Raw genomic sequence first — 16,308 nt, 5'->3', positions numbered from 1 at the left:
CGCCGCTTCGGCGGCGGAGCGGGGCGGCGCGCTGCACGACCGCATCGCCGGCCTCGGCGCCGAGGAGCGCGAGCGGGTGGTGATGCGACTCATCGGTGAGCAGGCCGCGTTGGTGCTCGGGCACGCCCCCTCGCAGGCGATCGACCCGAGCCGGCCGTTCAAGGCGATCGGCTTCGACTCGCTGGCCGCCGTGGAGCTGCGCAACGGGTTGAACGCGGCGACCGGGCTGCGGCTGCCGGCGACGCTCCTCTTCGACTACCCCACGCCCGCCGCGCTCGCCGCCTTCCTGGAGGCCGAGGCGCTGGGCGCCTCCGAGGCCGTGTCGACGCGGGCGGCGGGACCCGTGGACGGCGAGGAGCCCATCGCCATCGTCGGCATGGCCTGCCGCTACCCGGGCGGCGTCCGCTCGCCCGAGGACCTCTGGCGGCTGGTCGCCGACGGTGCGGACGCCATCTCGGAGTTCCCCACGGACCGGGGCTGGGACCTTGAGGGCCTCTACGACCCGGACCCCGACCGGCAGGGCACCTCCTACACCCGGGAGGGCGGATTCCTGTACGAGGCGGCCGAGTTCGACGCGGCGTTCTTCGGGATCTCCCCGCGCGAGGCGCTGGCGATGGACCCCCAGCAGCGGCTGTTGCTGGAGACGTCCTGGGAGGCCGTCGAGACCGCCGGCATCGATCCGGGGACGCTGCGCGGCGCGAACGTCGGCGTCTTCGCCGGGAACATGTACCACGACTACGCGCCGCCCCTGGAGCGGATGCCGGAGCAGCTTGAGGGCGTGCTGTTGACGGGCAACACCGGCAGCGTCTTCTCCGGGCGCATCGCCTACACCCTCGGACTTGAGGGTCCTGCGGTGACGGTGGACACGGCGTGTTCGTCGTCGCTGGTCGCGCTGCACCTGGCGGCGCAGGCGCTGCGGTCGGGCGAGTGCGACATGGCGCTGGCCGGGGGCGCCACCGTGATGTCAACGCCGGGCACCTTCGTCGAGTTCAGCCGCCAGCGCGGGCTGTCGCCCGACGGGCGCTGCAAGGCGTTCTCCGCCGACGCGGACGGCACCGGCTGGGGCGAGGGCGTGGGCGTCCTGCTCGTGGAGCGGCTCTCCGACGCGCGGCGCAACGGGCACCCGGTGCTCGCCGTGGTGCGGGGCAGCGCGGTCAACCAGGACGGCGCGAGCAACGGGCTGACCGCGCCGAACGGCCCGTCGCAGCAGCGCGTCATCCGCCGCGCCCTGTCCGTCGGCGGGCTCACCCCCGCTGACGTGGACCTGGTGGAGGCGCACGGAACGGGAACGAGGCTCGGCGACCCGATCGAGGCGCAGGCGTTGATGGCGACCTACGGCCGGGAGCGGGACGCGGAACGGCCGCTGTGGTTGGGGTCGTTGAAGTCGAACATCGGCCACACGCAGGCCGCCGCCGGCGTGGGCGGGGTCATCAAGACGGTGATGGCGCTGCGGAACGAGGCGCTGCCCAGGACCCTGCACGCCGACGAGCCGACCCCGCAGGTGGACTGGTCCTCCGGGACGGTCCGGCTGCTGACCGAGGCACGGCCCTGGCCGGAGCCGGAGAACGGGCGTCCCCGGCGGGCGGCGGTCTCCTCCTTCGGGATCAGCGGCACCAACGCGCACGTCATCGTCGAGGCGCCGACCGACCAGCCCGACGTTCCCGATGTCGCGGACGTTCCCGACGTGCCGGCGGCCGACGCCGACGGGGCGGGGAGCGCCGGCGGCATCGTGCCCTGGCTGATCTCCGCGCGGACCGAGTCCGGCCTGCGCGCCCAGGCGCAACGGCTGGGCGCCACGGTGGGCGAGGCACCGATCCGGGCCGTCGCCCGGGCGCTGCTGGAGACCCGCACCGCCTTCGAGTACCGCGCCGTGGTCCTCGGCGCCGACCGCGCCGGACTGCTCGGCGGCACGGCGGCCATCGCGCACGGCGAGCCCCACCCGGACGTCGTCCTCGGCACCGCCGACGTGGCGGAGTCCCGTCGACCCGTCTTCGTGTTCCCTGGTCAGGGTGGTCAGTGGGTGGGGATGGCGGTGGAGTTGTTGGATTCCTCGCCGGTGTTCGCCGAGCGGTTTGGTGAGTGTGCTGGGGTGTTGGACCCGTTGACGGGTTGGTCGTTGGTGGATGTGGTGCGGGGGGTGGAGGGTTGCCCGGATCTGGATCGGGTGGATGTGGTGCAGCCGGTGTTGTTCGCGGTGATGGTGTCGTTGGCCGCGGTGTGGGAGTCGTGGGGTGTGGTGCCGGCCGCGGTGGTGGGTCATTCGCAGGGTGAGATCGCCGCGGCGTGTGTGGCGGGTGCGTTGTCGTTGCCGGACGCTGCGCGGGTGGTGGCGTTGCGCAGTCAGGCGATTCTGGCGCTGGCGGGTCGTGGGGGGATGGCGTCGGTGGCGTTGCCGGCCGAGGTGGTGGAGGGGCGGTTTGGTGAGTGGGGTGAGGGGTTGTCGGTGGCGGCGGTCAACGGGCCGTCCTCGACGGTGGTCTCCGGCGACGAGGACGACCTGGAGGCCATGCTCTTCAACCTCTCGGGTGAGGGTGTGCGGGTCCGTCGGGTTCCGGTGGACTATGCCTCGCACTCGGCTCATGTGGAGGCGATCGAGGGGGAGTTGGCCAGGCTGCTCGCGCCGATCGAGCCGAGGTCGTCGAAGGTCCCGTTCTACTCGACGGTGACGGGTGGCCCGATCGACACCAGCGCACTCGATGCCGGGTACTGGTACACCAATCTGCGTGGGACGGTTCGCTTCGAGGAGACCGTTCGGGCGCTTCTGGCCGACGGGTTCCGGGTGTTTGTGGAGTCCAGCCCGCATCCGGTGCTCAGCGTGGGACTCCAGGAGACCGCCGAGGACGCCGGCGTCGAGGTGGCCGGCATCGGAACGCTCCGCAGGAACGACGGCGGGCTTCGGCGCGTGCTCAACTCGGCGGCGGAACTGTATGTCCGGGGCGTCGCCGTCGACTGGCGCGCCGTCCTCGGCGACGCCCCCGAGCCCCGCGTCACCCTCCCCACCTACGCCTTCCAGCACGAGCGCTACTGGCTGACCACCCGACCCGAGCCGGAGGGGAACCAGGTCGCCGCCGGCGATCCGGTCGACGACGACTTCTGGCGCGCCGTGGAGAACGGCGCCCCCGAGGCGCTGGCCGCGTCCGTCGCGGACGAGGCGCTGGTGGAGCCGCTCGGCGCGGTGCTGCCCGCCCTCGCCGCGTGGCGCCGCCGCCGGCAGGACCAGGGCCGACTCGACGGCTGGCGCTACCGCACCGGCTGGCAGCCCGTCACCTCCCCCAACCAGGCCCGCCCCACGGGCCGTTGGCTGGTGTGCGGCGCCGCCGACCAGGACGACGCCTGGGTGACGGCCGTCCTGGACGGCCTCACCGAATGCGGGGCCGACGTCCACCACCTCGTCCTGACCTCGCCGCCCGGCGACCGGGCGGGCCTGGCCGAGGCGCTGCGCCAGGCGACCACCACACCCGTCGCCGGCATCGTCTCCCTGCTCTCCCTCGACACCGCCCCCGACCCCGAACACCCCGGAGCGACCACGGGAGTCACCGCGACCCTGAGCCTCGTCCAGGCCCTCGCCGACCTCGACGTCGAGGCGCCCCTCTGGAGCGCCACCCGGCTCGCCGTAGCGGCCGGCGACGGAGGCACCATCGACCCGGACGGCGCACTGGTCTGGGGTCTCGGCTATGTCGCGGCGCTGGAGCAACCCCAGCGCTGGGGCGGCCTGGTGGACCTGCCGGCCGAGCCGACCCCGGCGGCCGTCGACCGGCTGCTGCTCGCCCTCTCCGGAGCGACGGGCGAGGACCAGATCGCCGTCCGCCCGTCCGGCCTCCTCGCCCGCCGCCTCGCCCGCGCGGAACGGTACGACACCGCCACGCCGACCTGGCGGCCCAGCGGGACCGTGCTCATCACCGGCGGCACCGGCTCGCTCGGCGCCCGGATGGCCAGGTGGGCGGCGGGTGCGGGCGCCGACCACCTGGTGCTGGCCAGCCGCAGCGGGCCTGACGCGCCGGGCGCCCCCGAACTCGCCGCCGAACTGGAGGCTCTGGGCGCCGGCGTGACGGTCGCCGCCTGCGACGTGACCGACCGGGACCAGGTGGCCGCGCTGATCCGCGAGGCCGAGACCCATGGGCCGGTGCGTGGCGTCATGCACACGGCGGGCGCCGTCGACTATGTCCCGCTCACCGCCACCACCCCCGGCGACTTCGCCGCCGCCCTCGCCACCAAGGTGATCGGCGCCCGGCACCTCGACGAACTGGTCGACGACGCCCACCTGGAGGCGTTCGTGCTGTTCTCCTCCGTCGCCGGCGTCTGGGGCAGTGGCGAGCAGGGATCGTACGCCGCCGGCAACGCCTACCTCGACGCGCTCGCCCACCGGCGGCGCGACCGGGGCCGGCCCGCCACCTCCGTCGCCTGGGGCTCATGGGGCAGCGGAGGGATGCTCGCCGACGACAAGCGCCGCCAACTCGACCGCAGCGGCGTCCTCACCATGGACCCCGACCTCGCGGTCACGGCCGTGGCACAGGCCGTCGCCGAGCGCCGCGCCACGCTGACCGTCGCGGCCATGGACTGGAAACTCTTCCTGCCCGCGTTCACCCTGCGCCGCGCCAGCGCCTTCCTGGGCGACCTTCCCGAGGCGCGCGACCTGCGCGAGGACACCACCGCACCGGACACACCGGAGCAGCGGCCCCAACTGGCCGCCACGCTCGCCGAACTCCCGCCCGCGCAGCAGCGCAAGCGGGTTCTGGACCTGGTCACCTCGGAGGTGGCGGCGGTCCTCGGGCACGCCTCGGGCGCGGGCATCAGGGCCGAACGCGCCCTCAGGGAGATCGGGTTCGACTCGCTGACCGCCGTCGAACTGCGCAACCGCCTGAAGACGGCCACCGGGCTCGCCCTGCCCGCCACGCTGGTCTTCGACTTCCCGACGCCCGCCAAGCTCGCGGACCATCTGCGCGCCCAGCTCCTGCCCGGGGCGGCGACGGCCGGCAACGGCCACCCGCACCCGGCGGACGCCAGCGAGGACGAGACCTCCGTCAGGGAGCTGATCAGCGTCATTCCGCTGGGCCGGCTCCGCGAGGTGGGCCTGCTCGACCAACTCCGCGCGCTGGCCGCCGCACAGACGCCAGAGGAGTCGGCCGCCCCGGGCGACACCCGCGCGACCGACCCGCACGACGGCGAGGACCTTGAGGCAGAGGTCGACGCCATGGACATCGAAGAACTCGTCAGGATCGCGTCCCGCCAGGACTAGAACCTCCACGGCACTGCGAAGGGGCCGAACAAGTGGCTGCATCGACCGAAGACATCGTCGCCGCACTGCGCAATTCGGTGAAGGAGAACGAACAACTCCGGCGCCGCGTCAAGGCGTTGGAGGGCAGTGAGCCCATCGCGATCGTCGGCATGGCCTGCCGCTATCCGGGGGGCGTCCGCTCGCCGGAGGACCTGTGGCGGTTGGTGGCCGAGGGCACCGACGCCATCTCGGAGTTCCCCACGGACCGGGGCTGGGACCTGGACGGGCTCTATGACCCGGACCCGGACAGGCCGGGCAGGAGTTATGCCCGGGAGGGCGGATTCCTGTACGACGCGGCCGAGTTCGACGCGGCGTTCTTCGGGATCTCCCCGCGCGAGGCGCTCGCGATGGACCCCCAGCAGCGGCTCCTCCTGGAGACCTGCTGGGAGGCGGTGGAACGGGCCGGCATCGACCCGCACGCCCTGCGCGAGACACGCACCGGCGTCTTCGCCGGCTTCACCAACCAGGACTACCTGGCCCTCCACGAGGCGCCCCAGGGATACGAGGGCTACCTCCTCACCGGCAACATCGCGAGCTTCCTCTCCGGCCGGATCTCCTACACGTTCGGTCTTGAGGGCCCTGCGGTGACCCTCGACACCGCCTGCTCGTCGTCGCTGGTCGCGCTGCACCTCGCGGCGCAGGCGCTGCGCGCCGGGGAGTGCGACAAGGCGCTGGTCGGGGCCGTGTCCGTGATGTCGGCCCCCGGGGAGTTCCTGGAGTTCAGTCGGCAGCGTGGTCTCTCTCCCGACGGTCGGTGCCGGGCGTTCTCGGCGGACGCCGACGGGACGGGGTGGGCCGAGGGTGTGGGCGTGTTGGTGGTGGAACGGCTGTCGGATGCCCGGCGGTTGGGGCATCGGGTGTTGGCGGTGGTGCGGGGGAGCGCGGTCAATCAGGACGGTGCGAGCAACGGGTTGACGGCGCCGAACGGGCCCTCGCAGCAGCGGGTGATTCGGGCGGCGTTGGAGAGTGCGGGGTTGTCGGCCTCGGATGTGGACGCGGTGGAGGCGCATGGGACGGGGACGAAGCTGGGCGACCCGATCGAGGCCCAGGCGTTGCTGGCGACCTATGGGCAGGGGCGGGAGGCGGAACGGCCGCTGTGGTTGGGGTCGTTGAAGTCCAACATCGGGCACACCCAGGCCGCCGCCGGCGTCGGTGGCGTGATCAAGATGGTGATGGCGCTGCGGGAGGGGGTTCTTCCTCGAACGTTGCATGTGGATGAGCCGTCGCCGCAGGTGGACTGGGGTTCGGGTGCGGTGGAGCTGTTGCGGGAGTCGCGGGATTGGGCCCCGGGGGAGGGGTGGGTTCGGCGGGCCGGGGTGTCGGCGTTCGGGGCGAGTGGCACCAACGCGCATGTGATTGTGGAGGAGGCGCCGGCGGAGGAGGAGTTGCCGGCGCCGTCGGCGTTGCCGGTGGTGCCGTGGGTGGTCTCCGGGCGGTCGCCGGAGGCGCTGGACGGGCAGTTGGAGCGGTTGGCGGAGGCCACCGACGGGCTGGACCCGGTGGATGTGGGGTGGTCGTTGGCCGCGACGCGTTCGGCGTTCGAGCATCGGGCGGTGCTGGTGGAGGGCCGCGAGGTCGCCCGGGGCGCTGTGGTCGCGGGTGGCACGGGCTTTGTCTTCTCGGGTCAGGGCTCGCAACGGGTGGGGATGGGGCGGGAGTTGGCCGCCGCCTACCCGGCCTTCGCCGCTGCCCTGGATGAGGTGTGTGCAGCTTTCGAGGGGCCGTTGCGGCAGGTGATGTTCGAGGGCCCGGCGGAGACCCTGAACGACACGGCGTGGGCGCAGCCGGCGATCTTCGCGTGTGAGGTGGCGCTGTTCCGGCTGTTGGAGTCCTGGGGCCTGACCCCCGATGCGCTGATCGGTCACTCCATCGGCGAGTTGGCCGCCGCGCATGTGGCGGGGGTGTGGTCGCTGGAGGACGCCGCCAGGATCGTGGCAGCGCGGGGCCGGCTGATGGGCCAGCTGCCGCCCGGCGGCGCGATGGTCGCCCTGGGCGTGCCCGAGGCCGAGGTGGTCGGGCTGCTGTCCGAGGAGGTCTCCGTCGCGGCCGTCAACGGCCCCGAGGCCGTGGTCATTTCGGGCGAAGAGACGGCCGTGCTGGAGATCGCCGCCCGCTTCGAGGCCGAGGGGAAGAAGGTCAAGCGGCTGAAGGTCAGCCACGCCTTCCACTCCTCCCTCATGGACCCGATGCTGGACGACTTCCGCCAGGTCCTCGCGAGCGTCACCTTCAACGAGCCGGCCGTCCCGATGGTCTCGGACGTGACCAACCCCGAGTACTGGGTGCGGCACGTCCGCGAAGCGGTCCGCTTCCACGACGGCGTCCAGGCCGCCACCGAGCTGGGCGTTTCGCGTTTCGTCGAGGTTGGCCCCGACGCGGCCCTGTCCTCCCTGGTCCCGGGCTGCGTCCCGATGTTGCGGCGCAACCGCGAGGAGCCCGCGACGGCGGTGAAGGCACTGGCCACCCTGTGGACGACGGGCGCGGGCGTCAACTGGCCGGCGCTCTACGAGGGTTCCGGCGCCCGGACCGTGGACCTGCCCACCTACGCCTTCCAGCGTGACCGCTACTGGCTTGAGCAGTCCGCCGCCACGGGTGATGCCCTGGCCGCCGGGCTGGGCAGTGCCGCGCATCCGCTGCTCGGTGCGGTGGTGCATCTGGCCGAGGGCGACGGGTTGGTGTTGACCGGCAGGTTGTCGCGGCGTTCGCACCCCTGGCTGGTCGATCACACCGTTCTGGACTCGGTGTTGTTGCCGGGGACGGCGTTCCTGGAACTGGCCGTGTGGGCGGGGGACCAGGTCGGGGCCTCCACCGTCGAGGAACTCACCCTGCATCACCCGCTCGTCCTGCCCGAGCAGGGCGCCCTTCAGCTTCAGGTCGTCGTGGGGCACCAGGACGAGTCCGGACGGCGCGCCGTTTCGATCCACTCGCGCCCGGAGCCGTCCGAGGCGGAGGCCGGGACCGACTGGCAGCAGCACTCGACGGGCGTTCTCACCGCCGCCGGGACCGCGCCCGACTCCGGCGAGGTCACGGGCGCCTGGCCGCCCGCCGGCGCCGTGCCCGTCGACGCGGCCGACACCTATGACCGTTTCGCCGAGGCGGGCTTCGCCTACGGGTCGACGTTCCGGGGTCTGAGGGACGTGTGGCGGCGCGGCGACGAGGTGTTCGCCGAGGTCGAGTTGCCCGCCGAGGCGAGCGGTGACGCGGCGGCCTTCGCGCTGCACCCCGCGCTCCTCGACGCGGCCCTGCACGCCGTCGGGGCGGGCGGGCTGCTCGACGCGGAGGCGGAGGACGCCTCGGGGCGGCTGCCCTTCGCGTGGAGCGGCGTCGAGATCCGCGCCTGGGGCGCCTCGTCGCTCCGCGTTCACCTCGTCCGCACCGGGGACGACAGCCTGGCCCTGACCGTGGCCGACGCCTCCGGGCAGCTCGTCGCCGGCGCCGAGGCGCTCGTGCTCCGGCCCGTGACCGCCGAACGGCTGCGCGCCGACGGCCGGCGCGCCCCGGACGCGCTCTTCCGCGTCGAGTGGGTGGAACGCTCGCTGCCGCCCGTCGAACACCCGCCGACCTGGGCCCTGTTGGCGGCGGACGACGCCCCGGAGGCCGCCGGTGCCGTCGCCCGCTACGCCGACCTCGACGACCTCGCCGCCGCCGTGGACGCCGGGGCCCCGCTGCCGGACCTCCTCGTCGTCCCGAGCCTGGGCCCCGCCGCCACCGGCGACCGCCTGCCCGAACTGGCCCACGACGCCACCCACCGCGCCCTGCGCCTCGCGCAGACCTGGATCGCCGACGAGCGCTTCGCCACGGCGCGCCTCGTGCTGCTGACCCGGCGGGCCGTCGCCGCCCGCCCCGGCGAGCAGGTCACCGACCCGGCGCACGCGGCGGTCCGGGGGCTGGTGCGCTCGGCTGAGGCGGAGAACCCGGGCCGGTTCGTCCTGGTCGACGTCGACGAACCGGCCGACGCCTGGGCCCGGTTGCCGCTCCTCGCCGGCGGCGACGAGACCGAGTGGGCGCTGCGCGGCGGCGACGCCCTGGTGCCGAGGCTCGCGCGCGCCTCGGCGGGACTCGACCTTCCGGAGGGCCAGCCCTGGCGCCTGGAGACCCTCGGCCGGGGCACCCTCGAAGGGAACCTGGCCCTGGCGCCCTTCCCCGACGCCCAACGGCCGCTGGCCGAGGGTGAGGTCAGGGTCGGAATGCGCGCGGGCGGCCTGAACTTCAGGGACGTCCTCATCGCCCTCGGCATGTACCCGGGCGAGGCCCGCGTCGGCGCCGAGGGCGCGGGCGTGGTCCTGGAGGTGGGCCCCGGCGTCTCCGGGCTCGCCCCCGGCGACCGCGTCATGGGCCTGTTCTACGGCGTTCTCGGCCCCGTCGCCGTCACCGACCGCAGGCTGCTCGCCCGCGTCCCCGAGGGCTGGTCGTTCACCGAGGCGGCGGCCGTGCCCGTCGTCTTCCTGACGGCGTACTACGGCCTGGTGGACCTCGCGGGCCTCCGCGCCGGCGAGTCGGTCCTCGTCCACGCGGCGGCCGGCGGCGTGGGCATGGCCGCCGTGCAACTGGCCCGGCACCTGGGCGCCGAGGTCTACGCGACGGCGAGCCCCGGCAAGTGGGACACGGTGCGCTTCCTCGGCGTCGCCGACGAGCGCCTCGCCAACTCCCGCACCCTCGACTTCGGTCAGCGCTTCGCCGAGGTCACCGCTGGTCGCGGCGTGGACGTCGTGCTGAACTCCCTCGCCGGCGAGTACGTCGACGCCTCCGCCGCGCTGTTGTCGGGTGGCGGGCGGTTCCTGGAGATGGGCAAGACCGACATCCGACGGCCCGAGGAGATCGCGGCGGCCCACCCGGGCGTCTCCTACCGGGCGTTCGACATGCTGGAGGCCGGCCCGGACCGCATCGCCGAGATGCTGGCGGCACTGGTCGACCTCTTCGAGAGCGGGGCGCTGCGTCGGCTGCCGGTGACGGCGTGGGACGCGCGGTCGGCCGGCGAGGCGTTCCGCTTCCTCAGCCAGGCCCGGCACGTCGGCAAGGTCGTCCTCACCGTGCCCGAGGCGGTGGGCCCGGAGACCGCCGCCGGCGGAGCCGTTCTCGTCACCGGCGCCGGCGGCGCCCTCGGCGGCCTGATCGCCCGACACCTCGTCACCCGACACGGCGTGCGTCACCTGATCCTCGCCGGACGCCGGGGCGGCCGCACCCCCGGCATCGCGCGACTCCGGGAGGAACTCACCGCGTTGGGGGCGCAGGCCGACGTGGTCGCCTGCGACGTGTCGGACCGCGCGGCGCTCGCCTCGCTGCTCGACACCCTTCCCCTGACCTCCGCGCTCCGGGGCGTGGTCCACGCGGCCGGGGTGCTCGACGACGGGATCGTCACCTCCCTCACCCCCGAGCGGGTCGACACCGTGCTCCGCCCCAAGGTCGACGCGGCCTGGCACCTCCACGAGTTGACCCTCGGGCTCGACCTGTCGTTCTTCGTCGTGTTCGCGTCCGCCGCCGCCACTTTCGGCGCGGCAGGACAGGCCGGGTACTGCGCCGCCAACACGTTCCTCGACGCTCTCGCCGAACACCGCAGGGCCCTCGGGCTGCCCGCCGTGTCCATGGCGTGGGGGCTGTGGGGGCAGCCCGGCGGCATGACCGCGTCCCTCGGGGACGTCGACCGGCGGCGCATGGAGGGCGGCGGCCTGGTGCCGCTGACCGAAGCGGACGGCCTGGCCCTGTTCGACGCGGCGCTGTCGCACGGCGCCCCCACCCTCGTGCCGGCCCGCCTCGACCTGGCCGCGATGCGTCGACGCGGCGCGGCCGTGCCGCCCGTCCTGCGTGGCCTGGTGCGGACGGCCGCGCCACGCGCCCGGGAGGGAACGGACACCCAGGCCGACGGGCTGCGCCGCCGCCTGCACGGCCTCGGCGAGGACGAACAGCGGCGGATCGTCCTCGACCTGGTGTGCGCCCAGGCGTCCGCTGTCCTCGGACACGGCTCGCCGGACGCCGTCGAGGAGGGCCGCGCCTTCCAGGAGATGGGCTTCGACTCGCTGACCGCCGTCGAACTCCGCAACCGGCTCAACGCCGAGGCCGGCACCCGGCTGCCCGCCACCCTCGTCTTCGACCACCCGACGCCCCACGCGCTCGCGGCCCGCATCCTCGCCGACCTCGCCGGGGAACTCCCCGGCGCGGCCGCCCCCGCGCCCGCCGTGACCGGCGACAGCCAGGAGCCCCTCGCCGTCGTCGGCATCGCCTGCCACTTCCCCGGCGGCGTCAACTCGCCCGAAGACCTGTGGGAGTTGGTCCGCTCCGGCACCGACTGCATGTCGGGCTTCCCCGCCGACCGGGGCTGGGACCCGGCCGGCCTCTACGACCCCGACCCGGACCGGCAGGGCACCACCTACGCCCGCCACGGCGGCTTCCTGCACGACGTCGCCGGGTTCGACGCGGCGTTCTTCGGGATCTCCCCGCGCGAGGCCGTCGCCATGGACCCTCAGCAGCGGCTGTTGCTGGAGACGTCCTGGGAGGCGCTGGAGCGCGCCGGCCTCGACCCGGCCGCGCTGCGCGGCTCCCGCACCGGCGTGTTCGTCGGCGCCAGCGGCCAGACGTACTCCTCGCTCCTCGCCCGCGCCCACGACAACTACGAGGGCTATCTCCTCACCGGCAGCACCGGCAGCGTGCTGTCCGGCCGCCTCGCCTACACCTTCGGCCTTGAGGGGCCCGCCGTCACCGTCGACACGGCGTGCTCCTCTTCGCTGGTCGCGCTGCACCTCGCCGGGCAGGCGCTGCGCGGCGGCGAGTGCGAACTGGCCCTCGTCGGCGGCGTCGCCGTGCTGTCAACTCCGGATCTCTTCGTCGAGTTCAGCCGCCAGCGCGGGCTGTCGCCCGACGGGCGCTGCAAGGCGTTCGCCGACACCGCCGACGGAACGGCCTGGGCCGAGGGCGTCGGCATGGTCGTCGTCGAACGGCTCTCCGACGCGCGGCGCAACGGGCACCGCGTGCTCGCCGTGGTGCGGGGCAGCGCGGTGAACCAGGACGGCGCGAGCAACGGGCTGTCCGCGCCGAACGGCCCCTCCCAGCAGCGCGTCATCCGGCAGGCCCTCGCCAACGCCGGTGTCAGCCCCGCCGAGGTCGACGTCGTCGAGGCGCACGGAACGGGAACGAGGCTCGGCGACCCGATCGAGGCCCAGGCGCTGCTCGCCACCTACGGCCGCGACCGGGACGGCGAACACCCCCTGTGGATCGGCTCGTTGAAGTCGAACATCGGCCACACCCAGGCCGCCGCCGGCGTCGCCGGGCTCATCAAGACGGTGATGGCGCTCCGGCACGGCATCGTGCCCAGGACCCTCCACGTCGACCGGCTGACGCAGGAGGTCGACTGGGACAGCGGCCGGGTGGACGTGGCGACCGAGGAACGGCCCTGGCCCGAGCCGGAGAACGGGCGTCCCCGGCGGGCGGCGGTCTCCGCGTTCGGGGTCAGCGGCACCAACGCGCATGTGGTCGTCGAGCAGTACCCGGAGCCCGAGCCGCAGGCCCCCGACGCGGAGCCGACCGCGCCGGTCGTGCCCTGGCTGCTCTCGGCCCGCTCGGCGACCGCGTTGCGCGCCCAGGCCCGACGGCTCCTCGCCTCGCCCGCCGTCCGGGAACGGCCCCACCACGACGTCGGCCTGGCCCTCGCCGTCACCCGCGCCACCCACGAGCACCGCGCCGTGGTCCTCGGCGCCGACCGCGAGGAACTGCTGACCGGCCTCGCGGCCCTCGCCCGGGGCGAGACCGCCGCCCGCACCGCCGTCGGAGCGGCCGGCACCGCCTCCCGTCCGGTGTTTGTTTTTCCTGGTCAGGGTGGTCAGTGGGTGGGGATGGCGGTGGAGTTGTTGGATTCCTCGCCGGTGTTCGCCGAGCGGTTTGGTGAGTGTGCTGGGGTGTTGGACCCGTTGACGGGTTGGTCGTTGGTGGGCGTGGTGCGGGGGGTGGAGGGTTGCCCGGATCTGGATCGGGTGGATGTGGTGCAGCCGGTGTTGTTCGCGGTGATGGTGTCGTTGGCTGCGGTGTGGGAGTCGTGGGGTGTGGTGCCGGCTGCGGTGGTGGGTCATTCGCAGGGTGAGATCGCCGCGGCGTGTGTGGCGGGTGCGTTGTCGTTGCCGGACGCTGCGCGGGTGGTGGCGTTGCGGAGTCAGGCGATTCTGGCGCTGGCGGGTCGGGGTGGGGGGATGGTGTCGGTGGCGTTGCCGGCCGAGGTGGTGGAGGGGCGGTTTGGTGAGTGGGGTGAGGGGTTGTCGGTGGCGGCGGTCAACGGGCCGTCCTCGACGGTGGTCTCCGGTGACGGGGCCGCGTTGGATGCTCTGTTCGCCACCTTGCGGGAGGAGGGTGTGCGGGTCCGTCGGGTTCCGGTGGACTATGCCTCGCACTCGGCTCATGTGGAGGCGATCGAGGGGGAGTTGGCCAGGCTGTTGGCGCCGATCGAGCCGAGGTCGTCGAAGGTCCCGTTCTACTCGACGGTGACGGGTGGCCCGATCGACACCAGCGCACTCGATGCCGGGTACTGGTACACCAATCTGCGTGGGACGGTTCGCTTCGAGGAGACCGTTCGGGCGCTTCTGGCCGATGGGTTCCGGGTGTTTGTGGAGTCCAGCCCGCATCCGGTGCTCAGCGTGGGGCTGGAGGAGACGGCCGAGGCGGTGGGTCGGGAGCTGGTGGTGACCGGCTCGTTGCGGCGTGAGGAGGGTGGGTTGGACCGGCTGCTGCTGTCGGCGGCCGAACTCCACGTCAACGGCGTGCCCGTCGACTGGCAGGCCGTCTTCGCCGCCACCCCCGCACACCCCGTCGACCTCCCCACCTACGCCTTCGAGCACGAGCGGTACTGGCCCGTCCCGGCCGCCCCCGCGCCGGCCGACGCCCCGACCGCCGACGGCACGGCCGACTTCTGGCGCGCCGTCGACGACGGCGATCTCGCCACCGTGGCCGGCACCCTCGACCTCGGCGACGACGACGAACTGGGGTCCGTCGTTCCCGCGCTCGCCGCCTGGCGCAGGCGGCACCGGGAGCACGCGGAGCTGAACAGCCGCCGCTACCGCGTCACCTGGCGCGCGATCCCGGACCGCGCGGCGGTGCGGCCGGCCGGACGCTGGCTCCTCGCCGCGCCGGAACACCCGGCGGCCGCCGCCTGGGCGGCCGCCGTCACCACCGAACTGGCCGCCGGCGGCGCCGACGTGCGCGTCGTCGCCACGGCCCGCGCCAACGGCGACCGCGCCGCCCTGGCCCGGCTGATCGGCGAGGCACTCGGCGAGGAGAAGCCGCACGGCGTGCTGGCCCTCACCCCGCTCGACGACCGCGAACACCCCGACCACCCCGTGCTCACGGTCGGCGCCGTGGACACGGTCCTGCTGGCCCAGGCGCTCGGCGACCTCGGCCACAGCGCCCCGCTGTGGTGCCTGACCTCCGGCGCCGTCTCCGTCGGAGCCGGCGACCCGCTCACCACCACCGCGCAGTCCCTGGTGTGGGGCCTGGGCCGGACGGCGGTCCTCGAACTCCCCGACCGCTGGGGCGGCCTGGTGGATCTGCCGGCCGCCCCGTCGGCCCGGGCCGTGGACCGGTTGCTCGGCGTCGTCGGGGAGGCGGCGGAGCACGGCGAGGACGAACTCGCGATCCGCGAGTCCGGGATACTCGTGCGGAGGCTGAGCCGCGGCCCGCGCCCCGAACAGCCCGCCACCCCCTGGAAGCCGCAGGGGACGGTGCTCATCACCGGCGGCACCGGCGCGATCGGCGCACAGGTCGCCCGCTGGGCGGCGCGCGGCGGCGCCGAACACGTCGTCCTGGTCGGACGCGCCGGCCCCGCCGCGCCCGGCGCCGGCGCGCTCGCGGACGAACTCGACGCCCTGGGCGCCCGGGTGAGCCTGATCGCGTGCGACATCACCGACCGGTCGGCGGTCGAGGAACTCCTCAAGGGCCTGACGGCGGCGGGCGACCCCGTGCGGTCCGTCTTCCATGCCGCCGGAGCCGCCGAGCACACGCCGTTCCCGCACCTCACCGCCGAGGGCATCGCCGAGGCGCTCGCCGCGAAGGTCGCCGGCGCCCGCCATCTCGACGCGCTCCTCGAACCCGACGCGGTGGACGCGTTCGTGCTGTTCTCCTCGATCTCGGCGGTGTGGGGCAGCGGCGGGCAGGCCGCCTACTCGGCGGGCAACGCCTACCTCGACGCCCTCGCCCAGGCCCGCCGCGCGGCGGGCGGTCGCGCCACCTCCGTGGCCTGGGGCGCCTGGGGTGGAGGGGGCGGAATGCTCGACGAGGAGCGCGCCGCCCAACTGGCGCGCGGAGGCGTCATCGTGATGGACCCCGAACCGGCCATCACCGCGCTGGAACACGCCGTCACCGACGACGAGACGAACCTCGTCGTCGCCGACGTGGCCTGGGACCGCTTCCTGCCCGCGTTCACACTCCACCGCCCCAGCCCACTCCTCTCCGACCTGCCCGATGTCGCCGCGCTCGCCGCCCGCGAGGTCACCAACGCGCCGGCGGCGGACAGCGGTTCGTGGGCGGCCCGCCTCGCCGGGCGCCCCCCGGCCGAGCAACGCGCCCTGCTGCTCGACCTGGTGCGAACCGAGGCAGCCGCAGCGCTCGGCCACGCCTCCGGCAGCTCCGTCGACGCCGAGCGCGCCTTCCGCGATCTCGGCTTCGACTCGCTGACCGCAGTCGAACTGCGCAACCGGCTCAAGGCCGCGACCGGACTCGCCCTCGCCGCCACCGTCGTCTTCGACCACCCGACCGCCGCCGCCCTCGCCGACCATCTGCGCGGCGCCCTCGGCGGCGCGGCCGACGCGGTCTCCGACGACCCGCTGGCCGAGTTGGAGCGGCTGGAGAACTCCCTCTTCGCCACGGCGGCGGACTACTGGGACCGGCCACAGGCCACCGACCGGCTGCGTGAGTTCCTCGACCGGATCGCCGCCCTCGCCGCCGCACGCGGCGCGGTGCCGGCCGCACCGGACGAGGACGACGACGCCACCGAGCGGCTCGAAGCCGCCACCGACGACGAGATCTTCGACTTCATCAACCAGGAACTCGGGAGGGACCAGTGA

Annotated in this window: 2 protein-coding genes; both read left to right on the top strand. The window is 74.3% G+C overall.

Annotated elements, in window-relative coordinates; genetic code table 11:
• On the top strand, positions 1-5,236 hold a 5,236-nt coding region (locus tag EBN88_RS31755), incomplete at its 5' end, for a type I polyketide synthase (protein ID WP_325052745.1).
• Positions 5,237-5,268: 32 nt separating this feature from the next.
• Positions 5,269-16,308, top strand: coding sequence for a type I polyketide synthase (locus EBN88_RS12355; protein ID WP_158621362.1), 11,040 nt, complete (start codon positions 5,269-5,271; stop codon positions 16,306-16,308).

Origin of the sequence: Streptomyces triticirhizae (assembly GCF_003696235.1) — a bacterium.
Lineage (GTDB): Bacteria > Actinomycetota > Actinomycetes > Streptomycetales > Streptomycetaceae > Streptomyces > Streptomyces triticirhizae.
The sequence above is the reverse complement of the archived record's forward strand: the minus strand, read 5'-3'. Positions and strand labels throughout refer to the sequence as shown.